22 protein-coding genes and 5 pseudogenes are annotated in these 25,661 nt (G+C 55.6%); 13 read left to right on the plus strand and 14 right to left on the minus strand.

Annotated elements, in window-relative coordinates:
• Nucleotides 1-38 precede the first annotated feature (38 nt).
• Nucleotides 39-1,052, minus strand: a complete 1,014-nt coding sequence (locus AB4O16_RS28650; RefSeq protein ID WP_160388141.1) for a helix-turn-helix domain-containing protein — start codon at nucleotides 1,050-1,052, stop codon at nucleotides 39-41.
• A gap of 407 nt (nucleotides 1,053-1,459) precedes the next feature.
• Between AB4O16_RS28650 and AB4O16_RS28655 the strand changes: the two genes are divergently transcribed.
• The 3 genes from AB4O16_RS28655 (at nucleotide 1,460) to AB4O16_RS28665 (ending at nucleotide 4,088) form a co-directional block, all read left to right on the plus strand.
• Complete coding sequence (locus AB4O16_RS28655; protein WP_256678309.1) at nucleotides 1,460-2,932, plus strand: APC family permease; 1,473 nt, start codon at nucleotides 1,460-1,462, stop codon at nucleotides 2,930-2,932.
• Between the two features lie 44 nt (nucleotides 2,933-2,976).
• On the plus strand, nucleotides 2,977-3,363 hold the full coding sequence (locus AB4O16_RS28660; RefSeq protein WP_160388142.1) for a nuclear transport factor 2 family protein: 387 nt from the start codon (nucleotides 2,977-2,979) through the stop codon (nucleotides 3,361-3,363).
• 143 nt (nucleotides 3,364-3,506) lie between these two features.
• Nucleotides 3,507-4,088: a TetR/AcrR family transcriptional regulator gene (locus AB4O16_RS28665; protein ID WP_033053207.1), complete on the plus strand. Its 582-nt coding sequence runs from the start codon at nucleotides 3,507-3,509 to the stop codon at nucleotides 4,086-4,088.
• 49 nt (nucleotides 4,089-4,137) lie between these two features.
• On the opposite strand, the gene AB4O16_RS28670 is transcribed toward AB4O16_RS28665, so the two are convergent.
• The 6 genes and pseudogenes from AB4O16_RS28670 to AB4O16_RS28695 all read right to left on the minus strand — a co-directional run bounded on the left by AB4O16_RS28670 (nucleotide 4,138) and on the right by AB4O16_RS28695 (nucleotide 7,552).
• Nucleotides 4,138-4,581 carry an SRPBCC family protein gene (locus AB4O16_RS28670; protein WP_460156450.1) on the minus strand — a complete coding sequence of 148 codons (444 nt, stop codon included), beginning with the start codon at nucleotides 4,579-4,581 and terminating at the stop codon, nucleotides 4,138-4,140.
• A gap of 44 nt (nucleotides 4,582-4,625) precedes the next feature.
• Nucleotides 4,626-5,270, minus strand: a complete 645-nt coding sequence (locus AB4O16_RS28675; protein ID WP_460156451.1) for an NAD(P)H-binding protein — start codon at nucleotides 5,268-5,270, stop codon at nucleotides 4,626-4,628.
• A pseudogene (locus AB4O16_RS28680) lies at nucleotides 5,267-5,938 on the minus strand (NAD(P)-binding oxidoreductase). Before AB4O16_RS28680 ends, AB4O16_RS28675 begins: the two are co-directional and overlap by 4 nt.
• Before the next feature lie 63 nt (nucleotides 5,939-6,001).
• Nucleotides 6,002-6,388, minus strand: coding sequence for a nuclear transport factor 2 family protein (locus tag AB4O16_RS28685; protein ID WP_008145393.1), 387 nt, complete (start codon nucleotides 6,386-6,388; stop codon nucleotides 6,002-6,004).
• Nucleotides 6,389-6,445: 57 nt separating this feature from the next.
• On the minus strand, nucleotides 6,446-6,829 hold the full coding sequence (locus AB4O16_RS28690) for a nuclear transport factor 2 family protein (protein WP_160388146.1): 384 nt from the start codon (nucleotides 6,827-6,829) through the stop codon (nucleotides 6,446-6,448).
• An 81-nt stretch (nucleotides 6,830-6,910) separates the two neighbouring features.
• Nucleotides 6,911-7,552 (minus strand): TVP38/TMEM64 family protein, encoded by a 642-nt coding sequence (locus tag AB4O16_RS28695; RefSeq protein WP_371925940.1) that lies wholly within the window; start codon nucleotides 7,550-7,552, stop codon nucleotides 6,911-6,913.
• A 347-nt stretch (nucleotides 7,553-7,899) separates the two neighbouring features.
• Here AB4O16_RS28695 and AB4O16_RS28700 point away from each other — a divergent pair, with 347 nt between their 5' ends.
• Nucleotides 7,900-9,102, plus strand: coding sequence for a pyridoxal phosphate-dependent aminotransferase (locus tag AB4O16_RS28700; RefSeq protein WP_160388148.1), 1,203 nt, complete (start codon nucleotides 7,900-7,902; stop codon nucleotides 9,100-9,102).
• Between the two features lie 69 nt (nucleotides 9,103-9,171).
• Here AB4O16_RS28700 and AB4O16_RS28705 read toward each other — a convergent pair whose 3' ends face one another.
• A complete protein-coding gene (locus AB4O16_RS28705) occupies nucleotides 9,172-9,825 on the minus strand; it encodes a TetR/AcrR family transcriptional regulator (protein WP_160388149.1) in 654 nt (217 codons plus the stop codon).
• A gap of 165 nt (nucleotides 9,826-9,990) precedes the next feature.
• Here AB4O16_RS28705 and AB4O16_RS28710 point away from each other — a divergent pair.
• A pseudogene (locus tag AB4O16_RS28710) lies at nucleotides 9,991-10,089 on the plus strand (LysR family transcriptional regulator); the annotation flags it as partial.
• A 93-nt stretch (nucleotides 10,090-10,182) separates the two neighbouring features.
• On the opposite strand, the gene AB4O16_RS28715 reads toward AB4O16_RS28710, so the two are convergent.
• The 3 genes from AB4O16_RS28715 to AB4O16_RS28725 form a co-directional block, all read right to left on the minus strand.
• Nucleotides 10,183-10,536, minus strand: coding sequence for a helix-turn-helix domain-containing protein (locus tag AB4O16_RS28715; RefSeq protein ID WP_160388150.1), 354 nt, complete (start codon nucleotides 10,534-10,536; stop codon nucleotides 10,183-10,185).
• Nucleotides 10,537-10,609: 73 nt separating this feature from the next.
• The gene (locus AB4O16_RS28720) at nucleotides 10,610-11,662 is read right to left on the minus strand and encodes an NAD(P)-dependent alcohol dehydrogenase (RefSeq protein ID WP_160388151.1); all 1,053 of its coding nucleotides are present in this window, start codon (nucleotides 11,660-11,662) and stop codon (nucleotides 10,610-10,612) included.
• Nucleotides 11,663-11,759: 97 nt separating this feature from the next.
• Nucleotides 11,760-12,413 carry an SDR family oxidoreductase gene (locus AB4O16_RS28725; protein WP_160388152.1) on the minus strand — a complete coding sequence of 218 codons (654 nt, stop codon included), beginning with the start codon at nucleotides 12,411-12,413 and terminating at the stop codon, nucleotides 11,760-11,762.
• 230 nt (nucleotides 12,414-12,643) lie between these two features.
• Between AB4O16_RS28725 and AB4O16_RS28730 the strand changes: the two genes are divergently transcribed.
• The 4 genes from AB4O16_RS28730 to AB4O16_RS28745 all read left to right on the plus strand — a co-directional run bounded on the left by AB4O16_RS28730 (nucleotide 12,644) and on the right by AB4O16_RS28745 (nucleotide 16,599).
• Nucleotides 12,644-13,225: a TetR/AcrR family transcriptional regulator gene (locus tag AB4O16_RS28730; protein ID WP_160388153.1), complete on the plus strand. Its 582-nt coding sequence runs from the start codon at nucleotides 12,644-12,646 to the stop codon at nucleotides 13,223-13,225.
• A 53-nt stretch (nucleotides 13,226-13,278) separates the two neighbouring features.
• Nucleotides 13,279-14,382 carry an alkene reductase gene (locus AB4O16_RS28735; RefSeq protein ID WP_160388154.1) on the plus strand — a complete coding sequence of 368 codons (1,104 nt, stop codon included), beginning with the start codon at nucleotides 13,279-13,281 and terminating at the stop codon, nucleotides 14,380-14,382.
• A gap of 74 nt (nucleotides 14,383-14,456) precedes the next feature.
• Entirely contained in the window at nucleotides 14,457-15,200 is a 744-nt protein-coding gene (locus AB4O16_RS28740) for an SDR family oxidoreductase (protein WP_008145375.1), read from the plus strand.
• A gap of 106 nt (nucleotides 15,201-15,306) precedes the next feature.
• The gene (locus tag AB4O16_RS28745; protein WP_160388155.1) at nucleotides 15,307-16,599 is read left to right on the plus strand and encodes an NAD(P)/FAD-dependent oxidoreductase; all 1,293 of its coding nucleotides are present in this window, start codon (nucleotides 15,307-15,309) and stop codon (nucleotides 16,597-16,599) included.
• Nucleotides 16,600-16,695: 96 nt separating this feature from the next.
• Here AB4O16_RS28745 and AB4O16_RS28750 read toward each other — a convergent pair whose 3' ends face one another.
• Nucleotides 16,696-17,274, minus strand: coding sequence for a flavin reductase family protein (locus AB4O16_RS28750; RefSeq protein WP_160388156.1), 579 nt, complete (start codon nucleotides 17,272-17,274; stop codon nucleotides 16,696-16,698).
• A 1,163-nt stretch (nucleotides 17,275-18,437) separates the two neighbouring features.
• Here AB4O16_RS28750 and AB4O16_RS28755 point away from each other — a divergent pair.
• Nucleotides 18,438-19,373 (plus strand): annotated as a pseudogene (locus AB4O16_RS28755) (cache domain-containing protein); the annotation flags it as partial.
• Nucleotides 19,374-19,649: 276 nt separating this feature from the next.
• Nucleotides 19,650-20,228 (plus strand): annotated as a pseudogene (locus tag AB4O16_RS28760) (methyl-accepting chemotaxis protein); the annotation flags it as partial.
• 207 nt (nucleotides 20,229-20,435) lie between these two features.
• Here AB4O16_RS28760 and AB4O16_RS28765 read toward each other — a convergent pair.
• Both AB4O16_RS28765 and AB4O16_RS28770 read right to left on the minus strand, forming a co-directional pair.
• Entirely contained in the window at nucleotides 20,436-20,804 is a 369-nt protein-coding gene (locus tag AB4O16_RS28765; protein WP_160388158.1) for a hypothetical protein, read from the minus strand.
• A 257-nt stretch (nucleotides 20,805-21,061) separates the two neighbouring features.
• Nucleotides 21,062-21,502, minus strand: a complete 441-nt coding sequence (locus tag AB4O16_RS28770; RefSeq protein ID WP_150715073.1) for an Lrp/AsnC family transcriptional regulator — start codon at nucleotides 21,500-21,502, stop codon at nucleotides 21,062-21,064.
• A gap of 139 nt (nucleotides 21,503-21,641) precedes the next feature.
• Here AB4O16_RS28770 and AB4O16_RS28775 point away from each other — a divergent pair, with 139 nt between their 5' ends.
• Both AB4O16_RS28775 and AB4O16_RS28780 read left to right on the plus strand, forming a co-directional pair.
• Entirely contained in the window at nucleotides 21,642-24,689 is a 3,048-nt protein-coding gene (locus AB4O16_RS28775) for an aminotransferase class III-fold pyridoxal phosphate-dependent enzyme (protein WP_460158098.1), read from the plus strand.
• A gap of 159 nt (nucleotides 24,690-24,848) precedes the next feature.
• Nucleotides 24,849-25,636: pseudogene (locus AB4O16_RS28780) on the plus strand (ABC transporter substrate-binding protein).
• Nucleotides 25,637-25,661: the final 25 nt, after the last annotated feature.

Below are 25,661 nucleotides of genomic sequence, written 5' to 3' on the forward strand. Positions count from 1 at the left end.
CTAAAATACATTTATTTTTTTTGCGATTTGGTGGTGCGTCAGGACAATGGGGGCCAAGTTCCCATTGCAACGCCTGGAGGGTTGCGATGCGTTTCGGAAGGTAACTCTCCAAATTGGTTTTTGTAGTACTGAGAGAACATTCCGAAGTGCCAAAACCCCCATCGCATGGCCGCTTCGGATACCGAGGGCGCGCCATTGATGATGTCTTTTCTGGCTTCATGGAGGCGGATCTGGCGAATGTAGGTGCAAGGATTTACCCCGACCACTTGCATAAAAGCGCTATGGAGTCCGCGCCTGCTCATGTGCAAGTGTTCACACAGATCCTCTACCGTCGGGCTGCCTGTCTGATGACTCAAAATAAACAACCGAGCCCGGTCCACCATCGCTCGATGAACTCGATGGTCCCTGGGTGAGTGTGTTGTGTTTACCGACAGACTCCCCATCGCTTGAAGCGCTGCTACGGCGACATCCTCGGACAGCTGTAGTCGCGCCGACTCACTGTCCATCGATTGCGGGTTCTGGACGGCTGAACCGAGTGCCGAGAGCAGAAGGGATTTGTATCGAGATATCCCTTGAGCGTCCCCCTTGAGCATGCACGCGCCGTTGATCAGGCGGCTTGTGCCAACTCCGTAGAGGCCTTGAGAAAGTGTTTCGAGAAACGAGGCGTCGATGGTCGCGGCGAGGATGTCCGATTCAGCGGTCGCACGAAAGCGCGCTTCCTCACCTTGGCGCATGATGAATAACGAATCAGCCTGCATCTCTCGATTCTGCCAGGAGCACGTGCCTTGGTGCAGGGTGACTCCAATCATCAGAATATCGGTGTCGGCCACCGATCGTTGGTCAATGGCCTGATTGATCCATTCCCGGAATACCTGGACTCGTCCGAGAGAGGCACGTGCGACACCTCCCTCGAAGTTGCCACATGAGAGTTGAGTGTAATCCTGCTCCCAGTCGGGAAGAATTCTTGATTGTAGAAACGGATCATTTGACCTGACGCACGCCACTCTCGCGGGGATCGAAGAGGAATAGGTCGTATTTGGACTTTGCTGCATTTTGCAATCTCCGTGGACTGCTTGTAATGCAGCAATCTTCGTTCCAACCTCGAGTCATTCAACGCATTTAAAGCATAGTCACCGCTCATGGGTGCGTCATTTTAGTGCGCTCTGAAAAAAGAGACGCACGACGCATCAAAACGCGCCGATATTTGATAGCGGACCCTTCGCCCCAGGCGTAAGAATGAACGCAATGCACTTAGTCTAAGTGAATGATAGGCAAACAACTAAAGTTTCAGGTAGCCCACAGCGCCTGGTTCTAATGCCTCATCGCTCTAGAGACTTATGCAGACTTACTGAAGCGGCGATTTGATAAGTTTAAAGAGCGCTGAATACGTTTGCTCGCTCCACGAAATCCAACTCGCCGCCAGGGCAGGGAAGTCTGGAATATTCAGTGATCTATTTGTATGGAAAAGATATCCATAGGGGCGAATATGCACACTTCAGAACCTGAAACTATTAATAATAAACCGGGGCTGTCCGGATCCTTGGGTGTCACTTCGATAGTGCTGATGGTCGTCGCAACGGCCGCACCTCTGACGGTCATGGTGGCCAATACCCCCTTGATTATCTCGATGGGTAACGGGGCGGCGGCACCGTTTGATGCAATGGTTGCAACGGTGATCATGTTTCTCTTCAGTGTAGGATTTATCTACATGTCGAGATATATCACCAATGCAGGAGCGTTCTACTCATATATCCAGAAAGGGTTGGGTCGATCCATAGGGTTGGGCTCGGCGACGATGGCAGTGATTTCATATTTTATGATACTGGTCGCGCTGGAGGCTTATATTGGCTACGCACTGTCTCAGCTTCTACTGACTACCTTGGGAATTAATATCTCGTGGTGGCTGCTTGCGCTAGTGATTACGGCCGTTGTGGGTGTTTTGGGTTATCAGAAAATTGAATTGAGCAGTAAGTTTCTGGGCGTGGCGCTGGTGCTCGAGATCGTTATTGTACTGGTGGTAGACGCGGCGATTATAGGCAGTGGGAATATCGGCTCGGATGCTCTGGAACCTTTTTCATCAGCGACCATTCTTTCAGGTTCGCCGGGCCTGGGGATCATGTTTGCAATTTATTGTTTTACCGGTTTTGAATCGACGGTGGTCTACAGGGAGGAAGCGAAAAACCCCAATGTGACGATCCCTAAGGCAACCTACATTGCGGTGTTCCTGATTGGCGTGTTTTACGCTGTATCCATGTGGTGCCAGGTAAACGGTATTGGACTATCACAGGTCGTACAGCAGGCGACTGAGCATCCTGGCGACATGTATTTGACCATGGTGGAAAGATATACCAACAAAGCTTTTGTCGATGTTATGCAGGTGCTGTTGGTGACCAGTCTGTTTGCCTGTGTGCTGTCTCTGCATAACATTGTAGTGCGTTATCAATACGTATTGGGGCGCTTTGGGGTGCTGCATTCGAAGCTTGGCAGTGTCCATGAGAAGCACGGCTCACCTTTTGTCTCCTCTGTATTGCAAACGACAATGTCCTTACTGGCGGTCGCCCTTTGCGCAATCATTGGAATGGATCCAGTCACACAGATTTACGCCTGGGGTGCAACCGCGGGAACACTCGGATATATGGTGATTCTCTCCCTGACTTGCGTTTCTGTGCTGGTGTTTTTTAGAAAGAGCACTGAATTTCACCCTGTCTTGAATACTGTCATAGCACCCATTGGTGGTCTTATCGGATTGGTCGCTTGTTTAATCGTTGCGGTGCAGAATTTGCCCGCTTTAATCGGGGGCGATAATGCAGCCGTCGCGGCATCCATCATGGAAATGATTGTTATGGTCTCCTTTGTGGTCGGGTGTATTGCAGCGTTGTTGATGAAAGTCATGAGTCCTGCACGGTTCGCTTTGTTAAAACAAGTAGGCTGAAAGTTTTTATGCCTGTCGTCAACATTTGAAGAGGGAAAATAATCATGAGCAAGAATGTTAAAGCGGTCGCAACAAGTGAATACAACGCGGTCATTGCTGTTGCCGAGAAATATGTCGATGGCTTGCGTACTGGCAGTCCTGAGCGCCTGGAGGAGGCGTTTCATCAGGAAGCGGTGATGTATGGCTTCACCAATGGAGAGTTGCTGGGAGGTTCGATCAGCAACTTGTACGAGTTCGTTCGCGACAATGGTAAAGCCCCGAACATCACCACCCGACTGGACGTTCTGGCCATCACGCCAAGCACTGCCGTAGTGCGCGTGGACATGGAGCAGGACGCCATCGGCGCTGACTATAACGATTACCTGACGTTGATCCGCATTGATGGCGCCTGGAAGGTGATCGCCAAGGTGTATCACCAGTTTCAGGACTGATTGACCGCCAGCTTGCACGCTGCCCGCTTTTCAAGCGGGCAGTTTTTTGCGCACTAACATGCACCCATGCGAAAGTTCGAACAAACGACTGCGTCCCTAGGCACCAGACGATTGATCGATTTTTTGATAGCATGCGGCGCATTATGAAGAAACCCCTCCACGACATGCGTCAGCACATCATTGATGTCGCCAGAGCGCTTATGACCCATAAGGGCTATACGGCTGTCGGCCTGACCGAAATCCTCGCTACGGCTGGCGTGCCCAAAGGCTCCTTCTATCACTACTTCCGCTCCAAGGACGAGTTTGGCCAGGCCCTGCTTGATGAGTACTTTCAGGAGTACATCGGGCGGGTCGATTTGCTGTTGGCCGGGGAGGGTACAGGGGCTGAGCGACTGCTGAGCTATCTGCGATATTGGGCTGAGACACAGGCATTCGATCACACTGACCAGAAATGCCTGGTGGTCAAATTAGGTGCTGAGGTTTGTGATCTGTCCGAAAACATGCGCACCGTTCTTGAAAAAGGCACCGCGCTGATCATTCAGCGGATTACACGATGTGTTGAGCAGGGGAAGGCGGACGGGTCCATCACGGCAACTGCTGACGCACCCACGCTGGCAGAAGGGCTTTACCAGATGTGGTTAGGGGCCTCGTTGCTCGTCAAGGTCGGCAGAACCCATCAACCTTTTGAAGGCGCGCTTGAGATGAGTCGACGTCTTCTGTCTTAGCCCAGAGTTAAACGCCCCGGCAACCGCATGGTTGTCCGGGGCATTTTGCTTACGCCGTCTCGTTCAGATAGCGCTGAAGGCTTTCATGGCCGCCAACAATCAGCGACTGAATAACAGCAGTCTGCTCGCCCTTAGGATCGGGATCGCGAGTGTCGAAACTTGCCGACCATAGGACAACAGTCTTGTCTTGCCCTGTCAGTGGCAGCAGTCTCACGATGGCCACATAGTTGTCCACCGGCAGCGGCGCCTCTTCGAAGCGGTAGGAGAACATCAGGTTGGTTTCGTCAACCGCCAGCAGCTTCTCGCGCAAAACCGCTCCGTCTTGCAAGGTCAGTCGGCGAATACAGCCAACCAGTCCGTCAGGTTGGCCATCCTCGATAATGCTTTCAGGAATCGCAGGGTGCCACTTGCTGATCTGGCCGAATTGCTTCAGCACATCCCAGACACGACTGGCTTCGCCGTCAATGAGGGCGCAATACTCAACTTTTGCCATGGTTTAAAACCTCTGTCTGTCGTTATGTTGCAAATTTGAATTCGTTATTGCTTGCCGATCTGGACCAGACGGTCGGACGGCACCACATGAACGCCAGAGGCAGGATCAATGGCCGCCTCCAGCAATGCATGAGCGATGGCAGAAGGCGGATTGAGCCGCCAACGTGCAGGTAAGAGTGCAGATGCCGCCTTGAGGAAGAACACCAGCGAGCGTTCTCCATGACGAACTTCCTCACGCTTTCCATCAATGACCCCTGGCCGTACATACGTCAGTGACTCAAAGCCCAAGTCCGCCAGATCCTTCTCCAGATGGCCTTTGACCTGGTTGTAAAAGAAAGGGGATTGGGCATTGGCGCCGATGGCCGAATTGAGCACATAAGTGGGCGTACCATGCGCTCGTGCCAGTTGGGCAACGGCCAGCGGATAATCATGGTCGACTTGCTTGAATGCCGCTTTGGACCCAGCCGTTTTGAGGGTCGTGCCCAGCGTGCAGATCACCGCATCGACATGCAACCAAGGGGCCTGCTGGTCGAGGCGATCGAAATCTATGTCAGGAGCGATGAGCTTCGGGTCTTGAGGTAACGCACGACGTGTCGGAGCGTATACGATGCTGACGCGTGGATCCGACAGTGCCAGTTCCAGAACGTGGCGTCCGACGAATCCGCTCGCACCGATGAGCAGCAATTTCACTGTTGGCTCCAATCGCGAGTGAGTCGCTGAATCGCCTCACCGACCGGTGTATCGCCCTGGGTCAGTTCGATGATGATTCGGTTCACGGCGGGCCTTTCGATAATCTGTAGCAAGGTTGCCGCTACATCGTCGCGGGGCACATCGCCATAGGGGATTGCGAGGCCTGCACGGACTCTGCCGGTGCCGGGTGCATCCCGTAGCGTGCCAGGACGCACGATGACCCAGTCAAGATCAGTCTCGGCCAGATGGATATCCGCGAGCTTCTTGACCTTCATTTAGTTTTCGAAGGTCTCGGAGACAGTTTCGCCACGTGAGGCTTCCGGAAAGGCAGATACCAGAATGAAGCGCTTGATGTTCGCACGCCGGGCGGCCGCCACGGCCACTTCAAGTCCGCGGCCATCAATGGCGTTGGTCATTTGCGATCCGCCCTTGCCGCCAGCACCGGCCGCGAATACCACGATGTCGCTGCCGGTCATGAGTCCAGCCAGACCCTTCGCATCGAGTTCAAGCAAACTGCCGGCGATCGGTGTGGCACCCAGTGCTTTGAGCTCCTCGGCTTGTTCCGAATGTCGGTAAAGCGAGCGAGGTTCGTGACCGCGTGCCACCAGTTGCTGAGCAAGGCGTCGGGCGACTTTGCCCGCACCACCGACGATAAAAACTGTGTTCATGGTTCCTCCTGATCGAGCGACGCGGCACAGACCGGCCCGCTACGGCGGGCCGATACAGACTGATCAGCCTTCGAACTGGTGGTAGACCTTGGCGATGACTTTCCAGCTACCGTCGATTTTGATCAACGTCAGGTAATCGTTGTAGTCGGCGCCAATGGCATCATTTTCCATGTCCACACGCACCACCGCAGTCGTAGGCGTGATGGCCAGGACGTCGAGGCGAGTGGTAATGTCCGGTGCCTTGCCGTTGCTACGGACGAAGTCGAACAGGTTGGTGATCGAGCCGCCCAAAAGCTTGCCGTTGGTGAAGCCGTACATGACCGCATCCTTGTGAAAGGCTTCAGCCAAACCGTCTGCACTGCCTACTTTGAGGCTGTCGGCATACTGCTGGGCGACGGCGATAACGGCGTTGTATTCCTGGGTAGGTACCGCTTTGATGTTCTTGCTCATCGTCAATATCCTTCTTGGAGCGGGCGCCCGCGGCGCCCGCTTGGCTTGCGCTCAGGGTTAAGGGGCAACGTGGGTGTGGTAGATCTTGCTCACCACGGTCCACTTGCCTTCAACTTTCAGCAGGTTGAAAAAATCGGTGAAGCAGAAGCCCGAGATATCGTTTGTGTCGATGCGAGCACTGGCGGCAGTGCCGACGATATCGATATTGACAATCACGCCCTGGGCTTCAGGCGACGGACGAAACGCGCTGTCGATGATGTCGAACAAACCCTGGATGGGGCCGCCCGTCAATTTGTGATCGGCATCGACTCCAAAGATGGTCGCCTGCTCGCTGAAGGCCGGTTTCATGATGCTGCTCTTGGCCTGTTTACCACCTTCGTTGTACTGGTTCAGTACCTCAACGATGGCGTTGTATTCCTGCACATAAGTAGGCTTGGTCATGGTGTTTCTCCTGATTTAAGGGGGGAATGACAAGGCTCGGTTCACGCCGAAACCTGAATTGAGGGGGCCGCTTTCCACCGTTCATTCGTGCATCAACTCTTTCTCGATGGATTGGTTGGCGGCCTTGCGTGCGCAATGAGCGATGCTTAGCAATGTCAGCACCGTTGCCGCCAAACCCATTCCAGTCAGCACGTGGGTTGCATTGCCGGCAGTGGCTTCGCCACTGAGGATGTCGCTGACACTGGAAACCAGTGACCCCAGATAAACGTACAAAAAAGTGCCTGGCAGCAGCCCGAGCCAGGACGCCAGTAGAAAGTCCCGAGCACTGATACGGCTTGCGCCGAGGGCGTAACTCAGAGGGGCGAAGGGCACGATGGAAGCCAGGCGCAGAAGCAGGACAATTCGAAAGCCATCTCGGGCGAGCGCTCTGTCAATCGCGGCTTGCCGAGGGCGAGTTGCCAGTCGTCTCAGTACAAATGGGCGCAAAAAAGTGCGCCCCATGACGAATGCGATCATTGCCGACGCCATACCGACAGGCGACACAAGCAGAGTCCCCCCTACCGGTCCGTATAAAAATCCGGCAATGGCCGTAAGGGGCGAGGCGGGCACGAAGGCCACTGTTGCCAGCAGGAAGACCAGCGCATACAAGGCGCTGCCTGTTCCGCCCATTGAGTGCAAAGCCTCAACCCATTGGGTGGCTGACTGCATGATCACTTCGATCACACCATCGACTCCGCGCACACCCATCGGTCTACGGTGAATGACATGGCACATTGCAGCATTGGGTACTCCGACCGCATCCGAACGGCGTTGATCAAAAATCTATTTGTAGCGATCGCTATATATTAGGTCTCATTCTATAGCGATCACTACAGATAGTGTCAAGGCGTTTGATCGCTTCGCTGGATTGTTCTTTGACAAAACGCGTGGATGGACGGGAGAGCGGGGTAGTACGCAGGGGGTAATAAGCAAATAAATATGATGTATTACACAGAAATATATTGTTTTTATTGCTGTTTTAAGCCCGTTAGGATCCCTTCAGCAATCAACAACAACTGAAGGGTGGCTTCATGCAATTGCTGGGACATCTGCTGCACGCGGTCAAACCATCGCCAACGCTGGCGATCACACGTCAGGCGGCTGAATTGCGCCGGCGAGGTGTTGATGTGATTAGTCTGTCGGCCGGAGAGCCCGACTTTCCGACACCCGACCACATCAATGCAGCGGCAAAGGCTGCGATTGATGCAGGACAAACCCGTTACACCGATGTCGATGGCACCCCCGAGCTCAAGGCTGCGATCGTGCGCAAATTTCAGCGCGAAAACGGCGTGACTTATGACACCAGTGAAATCAGCGTAGGGACCGGTGGCAAGCAAGTCCTGATCAACGCTTTGCTGGCTACTCTCAATCCGGGAGATGAGGTCATCATTCCCGCACCTTATTGGGTGTCATACCCGGACATGGTCCGCTTGGCGGGGGGGACCCCGGTGGAGGTGAGTTGCCCGGCGGATCAACATTTCAAAATCACGGCAGCTCAGCTCCAGAAGGCCATTACTGCGCGAACCAAGTGGGTGATCCTGAACTCCCCGAGCAATCCAACCGGGGCCGGCTACAGCGCGACTGAACTGAAGGAATTGGGCGCCGTGCTTCTCGGCCATCCGCAGGTCTATGTGCTGACGGATGACATGTATGAGCACCTCAGTTACGACGGCTGGGTGTTTTCCACCATGGCTTCGCAGGTGCCGGCGTTACGCGATCGTGTTCTGACAGTAAATGGGGTGTCCAAAGCTTACTCGATGACCGGCTGGCGCATCGGTTACGCCGGTGGGCCAAAGGATCTGATAGCGGCCATGGCAACTATCCAATCCCAAACCACCAGCAATCCCTGCGCGATATCCCAAGCCGCCGCGGTTGCCGCTCTGGATGGCCCGATTGACTTCCTGGCCGAACGCAACGAAGTGTTCCGTCAGCGCAGAGATCTATGCCTGGATGCTTTCAACGATACTCCCGGCTTGATGTGTCGCCGTCCCGAGGGGGCGTTTTATCTGTTTCCTTCTTGTGCCGGCCTTATCGGGCGCAAGACGCCTGTGGGTGTCGAGCTCACAAATGATGTAGAGGTCAGTCGCTATTTGCTGGAGGCGGCCAGGGTGGCGGTCGTGCCGGGTAGTGCATTTGGTTTGGAGGGGTACTTCCGAATTTCCTTTGCTACCTCCACAGCAGTGCTTGAACACGCTTGTTCGCGGATACGCCAGGCTTGTGACCAACTCGTCTGATCCGCTTTCCGGATGATACCGAGGCTTAGCGCTGAGGCCGAGAGGTTGCCGCTGTCGAAGGAGCAAGCGCTACGAGTATTCCTGGGTTGAGCGAATTGCAGGTAATGGCAGCATGCCGACGGCCGTTGCCGCGATACCTTCCAGGGTTTGCCGTGAAAGTCCATCGTGCGCCTGCAACGACATGCCTTCCAACAGTGTATTCAACGCGGCGGCAAGGACGAGGGTGTCGACATCAGCCGCCAGTTGCCCATCTTCCACGGCGCGGTCGAGGCGCTGCTGCAGATAATCCCGACCTTCCTGGCGAAGTGCCTTGAGGGCGTTGGTGATCTCTTGAGCGCTCTCTGACACATTGACACCCGCCAATACGACCATACAGCCGCATGGTGCCTCGGGCTCAGTGACGATCGCAGCAGCGGAATGGAAAAAATCGGTGATGGCACGGTACAGGTCCGGCTCGCTATCCATGCGTTCCCAAGTGGCATCCCAGAATCTGGCTTCGTAATAATTGACCGCTTCGAGGAAGAGCTTTGATTTATTGCCAAACGCGGCATAGAGGCTTGGTGGGTTGATGCCCATGGCCGTGCATAATTCCGCCACGGAGGCCGGTTCGTATCCGCGTTTCCAGAACACTTCGAGCGCATTAAACAGGGCTTGCTCGCGATCAAAGGCGCGTGGACGTCCTTTTTTAGGGCGCACGGCCAGCGTGGGTATGGGGTCGGTCATTCGTGCGTTGCCTCGATGATGCAGGGCCAATCAGCTGAAGAAACTGCTCAGTTATGGTCTGTAGAATCGAATGATACACAAAAGGCATGGATACCGGCCTTGCTAGCCCCTTCATAGCAGACAGTCGATTGGGTTTATCACTCTGTGCTACCGAATTACCACAGCACGGGTGACGGCTTGCATGTGCTTTACCTCAGTCGGCAACATTTGCCGCTGGCGGTATCAGCGTTCATTGCAATGGTCATGGAAAAGCTGAACGAGTAAGCATTCCCAGCGAGGGTTTTACCTGATCAGAGTTGACTGGGTGTTGGGGCTTGTGACCGCCTCGGACTCAGCTTTGGCAGCACGCTTTTAATCTCACCGTTTCATCACAGCAGGCTCACGCCCCCGATCGTTATCCGCATGTTGTTCCAGCACGCACTGGATACCGCTCAAAAGCGGTATCAGAAGCTTCGCCATATTATCGGCGACCTGAGTGGGAGCCATTGCACCCTCTTTTCGATGGAACAGTTGATCTTGAAACGCCAGCCTTAGCTTGGACAGGCAATTGCTGACAGCGGGTTGCCCTATGTTCAAAAGCTCCGACGTTCGGGTAACGCTTTTCTCTCGGTAGAGAGTGGCGAATATCACCAGACAATTAAGGTTGAATCCTGCGAGATATCCTGCGTTGAACGATGTGGGTGCTGTCTCTCTGGAGACGTTGTCGCTCATCCTGTTTCCTTTGCGCATGTCGGGAATTCTGGCTGTGCCGGGGCGGCTTGCAAAGCATTCCGCCCCAGGCGAATCAAATGGTTGCCATGTCGATGACAAAGCGGTACTTCACGTCGCTCTTCTGCATACGCTGGAACGCCAGTTCGATATCCTTCATTTTGATCATTTCGACGTTTGAAGTAATGCCGTGCTCTGCGCAGAAATCGAGCATCTCCTGAGTTTCAGAAATGCCCCCGATCAGTGAACCGGCCAGTTGACGGCGCTGGAAAATCAGATTGGCTACACTAGGCGACGGGTGAGGGTTGTCAGGTACCCCGACCATGGTCATGGTTGCGTCGCGTTTGAGCAGACTCATGAATGCGTCGAGATCGTGAGGTGCGGCGACGGTGTTGAGGATGAAGTCAAAGCTTTTGGTATGAGTTGCCATTTCCTCAGAATTGCGTGAAACAACGACCTCATCAGCGCCAAGGTCGCACGCGTCCTGGATTTTGGAGGGGGAGGTTGTAAATGCCACGACATGGGCGCCCATCGCGCGAGCCAGTTTTATGCCCATGTGGCCGAGACCACCGATACCGACGATGCCGATTTTCTTGCCGGGCCCTGCCTTCCAATGGCGAAGTGGAGACCAGGTTGTGATGCCTGCGCAAAGAAGTGGCGCTACCGCCGCCAAGTCCGATTCAGGGTGCGTAATCTTCAGCACGAAGTGTTCGTCAACGGTGATGCCATCGGCGTAACCGCCGTAAGTATTTTCGCCACTGCCGTCGAGCCAGCCGTTGTATGTCTGCTGCCAACCATGGGGACCTTCGCAATACTGTTCCAGGCCGTCGTCGCAAGATTGGCAATGGCGGCAACTGCCCACCATGCATCCGACACCCACGATGTCTCCCACTTGGTGTTTCGAGACCGAAGTGCCGATGGCAGACACTCGACCGATGATCTCGTGTCCCGGGACTAGCGGGTAGCGCATTCCAGGCCACTCACCGCGCGCGGCGTGCAGATCGGAATGGCAAACGCCGCAGTAGAGAATCTCGATCGCCATATCCCTTTCGCCGGTTTGGCGTCGAGGGATGTTGGTCGGGGTCAAGGGCGTCGTGGGCGATTGCGCTGCATAAGCTTTGTATTGCATAGCGAATTCCTGATGCGTCAAAAACGGGTCGGCGCCGCGTTGGGCTGTGCCGAACGTGCATTCATGGGACGCGTTGGTACGCCATCCCCGGGAGCAATCAGCGAGAGTAGGTGACTTCCGCGGTCCAGTTTTCTTTTGGCTGGCTGTGCAATGTCCAGAATGCTTCGGCGACGCCAAGGGCTTCCTCGGACTCCGGATTGACGAATGCGGCGACAGTCACGGTTGCCACATGGACGCCTTGGGTTTTGGCCGGTTCAAACAGGCCGAGCGCCAGCGATCGGATGCCGGCTTTACCCAGGCTCAGAGAAAGAAAGTCAGGATTTGGAGTGATCCCGAAAAAACCACCGGTCAGCAGCAGGGTCCCCGCGTTGCGACTGTACATCGAGCGCAGCCCCGTCTGAGTGGCGACTAGTGCTCCACCAATATTCACAGCCAGATCGCTGTTGAAGGTGTCGACCGGTTGTTCAGCGACAGTTGCCTGCCGAATGATCGCGGCGTTGTAGTGCAGCACATCCAATGCGCCAAATTGCGCTTCGACTTGGGTCACCAGCGCCGCTACATCCTGTGCATTGCCGGCATCAACTTGGCGGGTGTGGGCCTCATAGCCCTGGGATATCAAGCGTTCGGCGAGTGCGAGCGTCCTATCCATATTTCGAGCACTGAGCACCACGCGATAGCCTTCACGGGCGAAACGTTCGACTGTCGCAAATCCGATTCCGGGGCCAGTACCGATGCTTAGAAATGTTTTCATGTGAGTCCTTGATAACGGGGTGGAGCCTGTAATCAAGGCTAACAGGTGCGCAAATAGAGATAATTTATGGAAATCGCATTTATATAATGCAAAAAATGCAGGAGTCGTTGGCATACCAGTTCACACGAGCTAAGGCTTCCCTGCATATCTGCTCCGTTGGTCGGGCGTGGATGTGATCGTTGAAATAGAAACTAGACGACTGGTCTATTTTTTACTATGGTTGTGGTATTATGAAAAAACGTCATTCCGAAACACGCCAACACATCCTGGATATCGCCAGGGCGTTGATGACCCATAAGGGCTATACCGGTGTCGGCCTGGCAGAAGTGGTGGCTACAGCACAAGTGCCGAAAGGCTCGTTCTACCACTACTTCAAATCCAAGGATGAATTCGGCCAAGCGCTGCTTGAACAGTATTTTGCCGACTACCTGGCCGTAGTCGATTCGCTGCTGGCCGGCACCACCCCGGCTGCTGATCGACTGCTTGGTTATTTCCATTACTGGGCGCAAACCCAATGTTCAGATTTACCGACTGACAAATGCCTGGTGGTCAAATTGGGAGCTGAGGTGTGTGACCTTTCTGAAGGTATGCGCCAGGTGCTCGACAAAGGTACGCAAGCGGTTCACGTGCGGCTGGAGCGCTGCATCGAGCAGGGTCACGCTGATGGCTCGATCACATCCGCCATTCCTAACTCGACGCTTGCGCAGTCGCTCTATCAGATTTGGCTCGGTGCCTCTTTGATGATGAAGATTGGCAAACGCAGCAGTGCTTTTGAAGACTCTCTGACGATGGCAAAGCGACTCTTGTCGTAGTCATTTTATTTATCACATTACTAGACGACTGGTCTATTTATCTAAGGTTCACCATGACAGATAACAGTAACCGCACTGACTTGTTCACTCCCGTCACCATGGGGGCGATGGAACTTGCCAACCGAATCGTAATGGCGCCCGTCACACGTAGCCGCTATGCCGAAGATGGCATTCCCAATGAATTGCACGCCGAGTACTACGCCCAGCGGGCCAGTGCGGGTTTGATCGTAGCTGAAGCAACCAATATTTCCGCTCAGGGACGCGGCTACGCTGCGACACCAGGCATCTGGAGCGATGAGCAGGTCGCTGGTTGGAAAAAAGTGACCGACGCAGTGCACGCCGCTGGCGGCAAGATCGTCAGCCAGCTTTGGCATGTGGGCCGGTTTTCCAGCGTGGAGTTGCAGCCAGATGGCGCAGCGCCGGTCGCTCCCTCCGCCATCAAGGCCGAAGGCGATACCTATACCGTGAATGGTTTTGTTCCTGTGTCGATGCCTCGGGCTCTCGAAACCGATGAAATCCCGGGAATCATCGAGCAGTACAAGCGTGCCGCCGAAAATGCCAAGCGCGCTGGGTTTGATGGCGTAGAGGTTCACTCGGCCAACAGTTATTTGCTGGATCAGTTCCTGCGTGATTCGACTAATCACCGCACCGATCAATATGGCGGGTCGATTGAGAACCGCGCGCGCCTCACCCTGGAAGTGACCGAAGAGATCGTCAAAATCTGGGGCAATGAACGCGTGGGCATTCGCTTGTCGCCCGTCACGCCCGATGCCGGCAACACGCCGCCAGACAGCAACGTGATGGCGATGTATGGCTACCTCATTCAGCAATTGAACAAATTCGATCTCGCTTACCTGCACTTCGTCGAGGGTGCTACCGCGACTTCGCGTGAGGTGCCGGTGGGCGTGGATATGGACGCTCTGAGCGCACAGTTCGCGGGGCCATTCATTGGCAACAACAACTACGACCTGGAAATGGCTATCGAGCGTCGAGCGCAGGGCACGATCGACGCGGTTGCCTTCGGCCGTCTGTTCATTTCCAACCCTGACCTTGTCGAACGCCTGCGTCGTGGTGCCGAACTCACCATTGCATCGCGTGAGTCGTTCTACGGCGGTGGAGCCAAGGGCTACACCGACTGGCCTGTCGGCAACTACTGATTACTAACCAACACCCGCGATACCCCAACCCACTGCCCGACACGTGTGGGCAGTCATTCTCGAGAGGAACTCCCATGAACTATTTGCAAAACAAGACAGCGATCATCACTGGCGCATCTTCAGGTCTGGGTGCTGCATCGGCTCGCGCCCTGTCCGCGAAAGGCGTTCGAGTCGTCGCAGCTGCGTTGGATCAAGAAGGTCTGGATGCCATTGTGAGCGAGCTGAAAGCGAACGGTGGTGAGGCGGTGGGTCGTGTCAGCGACGTCACCAATCTGGAAGATATGAAGGCGTTGGCTCAGTTCGCTCAAGACTCCTTCGGTTCGGTAGACATCCTGATCAACAATGCCGGCCTGATGCTGTTTTCCACTTGGGTGGACCTGGCCGTCGATGATTGGGAAAAGATGATCAACGTGAACATCAAGGGTTACCTGAATGGCGTCGCGGCTGTGCTGCCGTTCATGCTGAAACAGAAGTCTGGTCAGATCTTGAACATGGATTCCGTAGCGGGCCACCAAGTGGGTCCTTCGGCTGGCGTATACAGCGCGACCAAGTTCTTCGTTCAGGCAATGACTGAGTCGATGCGCAAGGAGTTGGGTGTCCACCACGGAATTCGGGTTAACACCGTTAGCCCGGGTGTGACCAATACCGGTTGGGCAGACAAAGTTACCGATCCAGCAGGGCGCAAGGCTGCCCAAGAGCTGAACAAGATTGCCATCGCACCCGACGATATTGGTAAAGCGGTGGTCTATGCCCTGGACCAGCCTGCAAACGTCACCGTCAACGAGGTGATCATTTCGCCTACCCGCCAGGATTGGTAAGCAGAACCCAGCAACACCTACCAAGCCCGGACACTGTCGCGATGCACGGTGTTCGGGCGCTACAGGATCTTTCCTGTCTCTCCCGTAAAAGCAATGAGACCTTTCAATGACACACCGTATTTTGATTGTCGGCGGTGGCGCTGGCGGTCTGGAGCTTGCGACGCGTCTGGGCAAGACCCTGGGCAAGCGTGGCGCTGCTCACATCACCCTTGTCGACGCCAACCTGACCCATATTTGGAAGCCTCTGTTGCATGAAGTGGCCGCCGGTTCACTGAACGCTCACGAAGACGAGCTGAATTACGTGGCCCAGGCCAAGTGGAATCACTTCCAGTTCCAACTTGGCCGCATGAGCGGGCTCGACCGTACCGCTAAGCAAATCCAGCTATCGGCTACCTTCGACGATGCCGGGCACGAACTGGTGCCGGCACGCTCCCTTAGCTACGACACTCTGGTCATCGCCGTGGGTAGCAACACCAACGATTTCGGTACCGTGGGTGCTGCGCAGCACTGCCTGTTCCTTGACTCCCGTGAACAGGCCGAGCGCTTCCATCAGCAGTTGCTCAACCATTATCTGCGCGCCCACGCGGGGAGTGAAAACGAGAACATCAGCGTGGCGATTGTCGGTGCGGGTGCAACCGGTGTGGAATTGGCTGCCGAACTGCACAACGCTGCTCATGAGTTGGCCGCTTATGGTTTGGATCGCATTAAGCCGCAGGACATGCGCATCACCTTGATCGAGGCCGGATCGCGAGTGCTCCCGGCGCTGCCGAATCGCATCAGTACGCCAGTGCATCAAACCCTTGAAAAACTCGGCGTGAGGGTGATGACCAACGCAACAGTCAGTGAAGTCACCGCCGAGCATCTGAAGACCCGTAACGGCGATGTGATTGAGGCCAGCCTGAAGGTTTGGGCTGCTGGCATTCGTGCACCGTCCTTCCTCAAGAGTATCGACGGCCTGGAGACCAATCGCATCAACCAACTGCTGGTACGCTCGACCTTGCAGGCCACACTTGACGACAATATCTTCGCTTTCGGTGACTGTGCCGCGTGCCCGCAGCCTGGCAGCGAGCAAAACGTACCGCCTCGGGCTCAAGCCGCTCACCAACAGGCGTCGATGCTTTCCAAGAGCCTGAAAGCTCGGCTACAAGGCAAGCCAATGCCGACCTACAAGTACAAGGACTACGGCTCACTGGTTTCGCTATCACGCTTCTCGGCTGTGGGTAACCTGATGGGTAATTTGACCGGCAGCGTAATGCTCGAAGGTTGGTTGGCGCGGGTGTTTTATGCGTCGTTGTACCGCATGCACCAGGTCGCTCTGTATGGCCTGTTCCCGACCCTGCTGCTGATGTTGGGCAATCGGATTGGTCGAGGGACTGAGCCGCGGTTGAAGCTGCACTAGGCTGTAACGATGTTTAAGCGCAGCGCCACTCGGGCGTTGCGCTCATTCACCCTATTAGTGCCGTGAGCCGACAGGGGCGGGCGCTTGCTGGGGAATTTACTTCCCGTCGATATTCACCGCTTCACCGATTGCGTAAAAGTGCCCTCCTGCAATGTAGTGCAGGCTACGAAAATCCGGGTTGGCGGTTTCATAGTGCCAGTGCCCGTCCTTGAAGACACGTGTGTCTGCCCAAGCGCCAACGACCTCGCCGATAAACAAATCATAAGTCGTCTGGTTGTGTGGCTCGGGTAACAGCTTGCATGCAAGCCAAGCGGAGCAGCCTGCAACGAATGGCACGTCAAAACCATTGATGTCGAACAGCTCGGCACCGCAATGGGCAAGCTTGCCGGGATCGTTGGAAAGACTTGAGCTGCCGACATCGCTCGTCAGTTTGAGCTGTGCCACGGTCGGGACCTGAACGACGAAAACGCCGCTGCGTTCTACCAGCTCACGGGTTTTGGTCATCTTGTCCAAAACCACGGTCACTTTTGGCGGTGAAAAGTCGAGTGCGCAGGCCCATGCGGCGGCCATGACGTTCTTCACGCCCTCATTTTGAGCGGACACCAGTATGGTCGGGCCGTGATTGATGAGCCGGTATGCCTTTTCCAGAGGCACGGCGGCAATGTGTTCGTCCATTTCAATTCCTAAATCAATGCCCCGATCCCATCGCTGGACCGGGCAGGGTGGGTTCATGCGGAGGTCGATTCTGCGCAACCTGGAAAAAATACGTTTCTCATAACGCACCTCCTGATGGGCGGCGTGTCATAACTTTCAGCGATCGGTAGGCCCATAGGCGGCACTGCGCACCGCCAGCGGAAACACTCCAGACATGTCCTCGAAAGCTGTGTTGGTCAGGGCGACTACGGTCAGCTTGCTCAGGGGGGCTCCACCAGTCGTGAAGCGGATGCGCAAGGCCGAACCATATGTGAGGTGAGAGATACCTATAAAATCAAGTTTTATAGTGATCACTACATATTATGTCAAGAATTTTGATTGTGTCGAGACCACTCAAGAGATGGTGGGTGTTGGCTTACGCGGCGCTATGATCCCTTCAAGCTGGGTGTAGCCCTTTGAACATACACAGCCAGGCGTATCGGATGGGGCAGATTCTCTCGGGCAACGCACCTCTATCTATCGGTGGCGCCAACAAGATGATGCTCAACAGTCTTTGTGCTAATGCTGCCCCACTAACTTCTGATGAAGTGGCAGGCAAATAGCGAGGATTACGCCGAAGGGCGTAAGGCGTTTGCTGAGAGACACAAGCCCATCTTCACAGGGCATTGAATTATCTGTAGGGAGTCGTGGATATCTGCCGGCGGTCAAGCTCTCGATACCGTTGAAACAATCCTTGCCTATCAAAGCGCAAGGAGATGCCGCAGTCCGCGACTTCGCTGTTAAATTCGATAAAATGGAACGTGACAGATATCGGGTTGCTTGACGAAAGATAGTCGGTAGTGAGCGACTTCATCAGGCAATGATTTATAAATTATATTTGTGCTAAGTATGAATTATTATTGTTTTTTTTATTTGTTAGTGCCCGCTAAGGTTCCACCCTCGCGTAAACAAGCTGCTACCACTGCCAGCGCCACCTTTCTCTACGCAATGCTCTTATAAAAACGACTTGATAAAATTCTGGAGTGTAGATGAACGTCAAACAGAAATTGACCTGGGCGTTTGTTGTCATCGCGTGCCTTCCCATTTGCGTAGTCGCGACGCTCGTTGTCATGAATCTGCGTACTGAAGCGATCGACAGTTTTATAGACGGTAGTAACCGTGAAATCCGTCAGGTCGACAATGCCATGCAGTTGTACTTTGAAGGTATCGGCCAGAACGTCGAGTATCTCGCCTCCCAACCGCTACTGAAAGGCACTGACGGCAGCCTTAAAAACTATACCGGCGCGAACGCCGCTGATATCCCGCAAGGCGCGCTGGATAAGCAAGTCTTTGCTTTCTATGCGCACTTGGCCAGTAGCCACCCGGCGTACTCCAATATTATTTTCGGCAACAGTGCCGGAGGCTTCGTTTCCTGGCCGGATAATCCGAAGCGTGCCAGTTACGATCCGCGCGAGCGCCCTTGGTATAAGTCCGCCCAGAGTAATCCAGGCAAGACCGTGCGCACCGACGCGTACTACTTCGCCCCGAAAGACGCCGTCTATGTCAGTGTCGTACGCAGTATTGATACTCGACTGGGCAGCAACAGCGGCGTAATCAGTATTGACGTGTCACTCCAGCAGCTCACTGAAATTATCAAGCAAATCAAACTCGGCGAAAGTGGTTATCTGATGCTCGTCGAGCGCGACGGCAAGGTATTGGTCGACCCTCAACAGCCGGGGCACAACTTCAAAGACCTGGCGGAAATCGGCAAAGGCTACGAACAGTTGGCCAAGGCAGGCAAAGGCGTGGTTGAAGTTGAACTGAATGGCGAGCGTTACATGGCCTACGTTTGGCCGTCCGAGCGATTGGGTTGGAGTTTCGTTGGCCTGATCAAGCACAAAGAGGTCATGAGTTCCGCCACCCAACTCGCTTGGTTGATTGCCCTGATTGCCGGGGTGCTGGCGCTCGTTTTTGCGTTGGTCGGGGCTAGCTTTGCTGGCCTGATTGTGCGACCGATTCGCAGCGTAGCCAGCGGTTTGCAAGGCATCGCCCAGGGTGAGGGGGATCTGACGCAGAATTTGCAGGTGCGCGGGAACGACGAAACCGCGCAGTTGGCTAGTTGGTTCAACCAGTTCCTGGCCGCCATCCGCGATCTGATCCACCGTATCGGCCAAGCTGCGAACAATATCCTCGCGACTTCACGGGATTCGACCCAGGTCTCCAGCGACATGGCTGAAGCCGCCGGGCGTCAGCGTGAAGCAGTGGATATGGTCTCGACTGCATTCCATGAAATGGTCGCCACCGCCAATGAAATTGCGCGCTCCTGCAGCCAGGCCGCCGAGTCAGCCGATAGCGGTTGGCTAAAGGCCCGCGAGGGGCAGCAACAGATTGATGCAGCGGTCAGTAGTGTCGATCAACTGAGCCTGGAAATCGGAAAGTCCGCTCAGTCGATGCAGCAACTGGAGCGCGACAGTAGTGACATCCAGTCAATTCTCGGGACGATTCGTTCGATCGCCGAGCAGACCAACCTGTTGGCGCTAAATGCCGCCATTGAGGCTGCCCGTGCGGGCGAGCAGGGACGTGGGTTTGCCGTGGTCGCCGATGAAGTCCGAGCGCTGGCCAAACGCACTGCCGACTCTACTGCAGAGATCGACGGTCTGCTAGGCAACCTGGCCAAACGCACCGGTGCTGTCACCCACCAAATGCGCGCCAGCCTGGAGGTTTCGCAGCAGTCCGTTAACCGTATCGGCGTGGCGCGGACCAGCTTCGGACAGATCCGAGATTCTGTGGACGTGATTCGGGACATGAACACTCAAATCGCCACTGCTGCCGAAGAGCAACATCAGGTAGCCGAAGGCATCAACCTGCACATCAGTCAGATTCATGGGGATGCACAGCGGGTGGCCGAACTGGCGGAGTCTGCGCGACTTAACTCCGATGGCTTGGCCGGACTCTCCAGTGAGTTGGACAGCTTGGTACGACGTTTTCGGACCTGATAAACCTCACCAAAGTAAAACGTGCGCGGGCCAATGTCCGATCAAGGTCAACGTTCCTGAGCTTCGCTCGCGGTTTCTGGAGCTTTATCACGGGCGATATCTGCGGCCTTTGCGTGATTATCTGATCGGAGCGCTTGAGTTCAGCATTCCTCATTTCGCCAAGCTTCTTGGTTCGCTTTTGGCCGATTGAAGCCTGTCAGAAGCTTCCTAAAGTTGATCTGTCTCAAGAGCCAGTACCCAGCGGTTGAACGGCGCTGAGCCCGCCAAACCCAGCACGTCAAAGAACACCCATTTCCGAGTCTTTACCGAAAAAGACTGAACGGCTTGTCCGGGGGTAACCCTCTGTGCATTGCTGGTCGATATGACCTCACCAGACGTGCTTCCAATGTAAGGCGAGTTTCTGGGGTCAAGCAAACCGACTTGCAACGTCCCGCAAGCGTCCGGAAGGTCCAAAGATAATGTTTCACCCGTTGCCAGGCGGCCCACGACCGTTCCATCAAACAAGATTGCCAGCGGGATAGCCTGGCCATAGGCGCTGTCAAACATTCCTTTCTTGCGCTGAATGGTGATGTCCATGTGCTGTCCTTAAGGTGCTCACTACACAGAGTGTAGTTGCACGCTTACGACGCACTGCGAGCACGCGCACCGAAGTCTGGAACGCCCTAATTTGGCAGGCAGGTGGAATGACCGCTTCTGGCCGTTCTCTGCCGATCATGGCCAAGAAGCAACCGGCTCAAATCCGATGCAGTGGGTGGTCAGAACGAATGCAACTCACTGATCAGGTCGAACGCAAACGCCTGATCAAATGCAGTGCAATTTCTCCCCCACACAAATCACGAACTCTGCCGATCAATATCGCGCCGCAGAACAACAGCGGTAGTAATGTCCTCAACATAATCGTGACTGGCGACGGCATCTCTGACCCGGTTCAGGTCATCGATGGTTCGCGATTCGATTTCGATGACCAGGTCGAGCTGGCCACTGACCGAGGACACGCGGCGGACCTGCGAGTTTTGCGCAAGCAGGTCGAGCAGGCCCATTGCAGGCGTGCGCTTGAGGCAGACCAACAGGATGGCGCGAATCACGTTGGCGTCGATTTCGCCGATATCCGCCCGGTATCCCCTGATCACGCCATTGCGTTCAAGGTTGATGACCCGTTCGCTGGTCGCGCTTCTTGAAAGCCCGATTCTCGCTGCCAGAGCCTTCAGGGCAATGCGGGCTTCCTTGGAAAGAATTTCGAGAATTTCGCGGTCTTTCGCATCCAGGTCGCGCATCAGAACTCCCTAATTTTGCTGCCGAAATTGTGCCGGTCGATTCCGGCAATATGCAGGCGCAAGCCGACCGTATACCTACTGCCGTCCCGGGCGTTGCGTGCCAAGCTATCTGAAAAAAATGGCTTGGAAAACAATTACCATGACAAATCTCTCGCATCCTGCCCCCCAGTTCTCGACCGGGGATGCCGAAAAACTCAGTGAGCAGCTTTTCAACGTTATTGGTACGGCCACGCCGCTGGATGGCGAGCGCGACCGCAACTATCGGTTGAATACCGGAACCGATGCGGGATGGATTCTGAAGGTCGTCAACTCGACGGAGCCGCGCGTTGAAAGCGAGTTTCAGACGGCCATTCTCAGCCATCTCGCCACTCATAATCCCGAACTTGCCGTGCCTTTTCTGAAGAAAAGCCTTGCCGGTGAGTACCTCGCCACTGCGCTAGCGCCCTCGGGCGAAAGCCATGCGGTGCGCCTGGTGAGCTGGTTGCACGGAACGCCGCTGGCCGAGGTCAGGCGTACCTTCGAATTGATGCGCAGCCTGGGCCAGTCGTTCGGTGAGATCGACCGTGCGCTTCAGGGCTTCATTCATCCGGGCGCGGTGCGGGATCTCGACTGGGATTTGCGTCACGCCGCACGTTCGCGGTCGCGCCTGCACTTCGTCAAGGATCCCGGCAGAAGGGCGATTCTGGAACGCTTCATTGAAAGCTTCGAACAAAACGTCCAGCCGAAGCTTTCGCGCCTGCGTGCGCAAGTCATTCACAATGACGGCAATGACTGGAACATCCTCGTCGACTCGCACAATCATCAGCGCGTCTCCGGCGTCATCGATTTTGGCGATGCGGTCCATACGATCCTGATTGCCGAAGTCGCCATTACCTGCGCCTATTCCATTCTCGACATGGAAGACCCGATCGGCGCGGCCGCCGCCCTCACGGCCGGCTTCCATGACAAGTACCCTCTGCAGCCGGAGGAGCTTGACGTCCTGTTCAATCTCATTGCGATGCGCCTGGTCACCAGCGTCACCTTGTCGGCCTCGCGTTGCGACCGTACGCAAGACAATCCTTACCTTGGCATCAGCGAAGCGCCGGCCTGGCGACTGCTGGAAAGGATGGATCGCATGAACCCGCGGCTGGCGACGGCGATCCTGCGCAAGGCCTGTGGTTTCGACGCGATCGAAGGCGCGGGTGCGGTGCGCCGCTGGGTGGCGGAAAACAGCAAGTCCTTCGCCGATATCGTGCGTCCATCGGCGGCGACCATGAACAAGGTCATTGCTCCGTTCGGCGACGCTGCGCATGTGATGACCATCGCTTCAGCCGAGCGGCGTCCAGCGCAGGCAACCCAGTGGTGGAATGATTTTGCTGCCGAGCACAAGGTGCCGCTCGGCATCGGGCCATGGGGCGAGGAACGGACCATCTACACCGACACGGCGTTTGAGTCGCGGTTCATCGAAGGGCAGCGTCGGATCATTCACCTCGGTGTCGACTTGATCATGCCCGCCGGAACGCCGCTCTATACGCCGGTTGCTGGTGTGGTGCAGAGCGTCGAGGTCGAGCACGAGCCGTTGGGTTATGGCGGCTTGATCATGCTCAAGCACTCGCCTGAGGGTTGCCCGCCATTCCTGACGCTGTGGGGGCACATGGCGCATGAAGCCCTGGCGCGGCTCAAGCCCGGTGACTGCCTGGAGGCTGGTGCGCTGGTCGGATACATGGGCGCGGATACGGAAAATGGCGGGTGGATCCCCCATGTGCATTTTCAGATGTCCACCGACACCGGGCTGAAAGCGGGCGAGTTCATCGGCGTGGGTGAGCGGGCTTATCTTGAGGTATGGGCGGATATTTTTCCCGATGCGTCGACGCTTGCGGGTATCCCTGCGGAAACCTACAGCCAGGACGGACGCACCAAGGCCGAGCTTGTGGCCAAGCGCAAGGAGCTGTTGCTGCCCAACCTGTCGATCTCCTATTCGGACCCGATCAAGTTCGTTCGCGGTGACGGGGTCTGGTTGATCGACAACTTTGGCCGGGCGTATCTGGACTGCTTCAACAACGTCTGCCATCTCGGCCACTCTCATCCGGATGTGGTGCAAGCGCTTTCGCGGCAGTCTGCACGCCTGAACACCAACACGCGCTACCTGCACGACAATATCGTCGAGTATGCAGAGCGGCTCACCGCCACTTTGCCTGAAGGTCTGGCGGTCGCTTCCTTCGGTTGTTCGGGAAGTGAAGCCAACAGCCTCATGCTGCGTATGGCGCGCAATCACACCGGGCGTAACGATGCGATCGTGCTGGATTGGGCTTACCACGGCACGACCCAGGAACTGATCGACCTGAGCCCCTACAAATACAAGCGTAAAGCCGGTAAGGGGCGGGCAGACCATGTGTTCGAGGCGGCGGTCCCGGATGCCTACCGGGGTGTGGATCAGTGGGCGTTCGAGGAGCTTGGCAAGCGTTACGCCGAGAGCGTGGCGGATCAGATCGAGCTCATGCGCAAGCAGGGCAGGGCGCCGGCGTTCTTTCTGGCGGAGTCCATTCCCAGTGTCGCCGGGCAACTGTTCTTCCCGGAAAACTACTTGAAAGAAGTCTATGCGATGGTTCGTGCAGAAGGCGGTCTTTGCCTGGCTGACGAAGTCCAGGTCGGCTTTGGTCGTGTCGGCAGTCACTGGTGGGCTTTTGAAACCCAGGGTGTGGTGCCCGATGCGGTGTCCATGGGCAAACCCATCGGCAACGGCCATCCCATGTCGGCTGTGGTGACCACGCGGGAAATTGCCGACAGTTTCAACAACGGCATGGAGTACTTCAATACCTTTGCCGGCAGCCCGGTTTCATGTGCGGTAGGGCTCTCGGTACTCGATGTGATCGAGCGCGATAACCTGAAGCTCAACGCACTGACTATCGGCAACTATCTGCTCGATGGCTTTCGCAAGTTGCAGCAGCGCTACGAGGCAATTGGGGATGTGCGTGGGCAGGGTCTTTTCCTCGGGATAGAACTTGTCACGGACCGCAAGAGCAAAGTGCCGGCCACGCAGTTGGCCAAACAAGTAGCCGATGGTGCCAGGGAGCGGGGCATTTTGATCGGTACTGAAGGCCCCCATGACAACGTCCTGAAGATGCGCCCATCGATGATCTTCAGTCAGGCCAATGCTGATTTTTTGCTCGAGGTCCTGGACGACAGTTTCAGGGCCGCACTCCGCTAGTTTGGCAGGCCCGGCATAGTGTCGGCCAACTCCGGCAATGTGTCAGGCAGGCTGACACCTTGCCGGGTGCTTTCCAGAAGTGCCTATGCAAGACTTTTCATGAAGGCCGGCTGAATAACTCCAAGAAAATAAAAAACAATTCTTCCAAGGTGCCATCCAATGCTAAGCAAAAAGCTCAAGGGTTTGATTGTCGCTTCTACCGTGGCGGCAGCGGCGCTACTGTCCACTGCGGTTGTTCATGCTGATGATTTGAAGTCGATCCAGGATTCCGGGAAATCCGTATCGCAATGAGCGGTCAATACTCGCCCTTCAGCTTTGCCAACGAGCAGAACCAGATTGTCGGATTCGACGCTTCCATCAGCGAGGCACTGGCTGAGCGGATGGGGGTAAAAGTGAAGATCATCACCACGCCGTTCGACGGGATCATTGCCGGTCTTCTGGCGAAAAAATATGACGCCATTATCGCGTCCATGACCATTACCCCGGAACGGCAGAAGGCCGTGGATTTTGTCGGGCCCTATTATCATGCCGGCCGCACGATCGTCGTGAAGGAAGATTCTTCGATCAAAAGCCTCGATGATCTCAAGGATGTGTCTGTCGGCGTGACCCTCGGCGACGCTCACGATAAATGGGCCAGGGCTCGCGGCAACCTGAAGGTCAGAACCTACAAGGGCCTTCCGGAAATGCTGGTCGACCTGGAGGCCGGGCGTATCGATGCGATTGTGATGGACAGTGTTCCGGTGCTGGTTGCCGTCAAGGAAACCGGGCAGAAAGTGCGCATCATTACTCCACCGGATAGCGATGGTGCTCTTGAGGGAATGGGTATTGCGTTGCGCAAGAATAACCCTGAACTCAAGGCGTCGATGCAGAAGGCACTTGAAGACATGCTTGCCGATGGCACCTACGAAAAGATCTCGATGAAGTGGATTGGCAACGATATCCGCTAATTCGTATTTAGCATGGCTCGACTGA

The organism is Pseudomonas sp. S2_H10 (assembly GCF_054668285.1).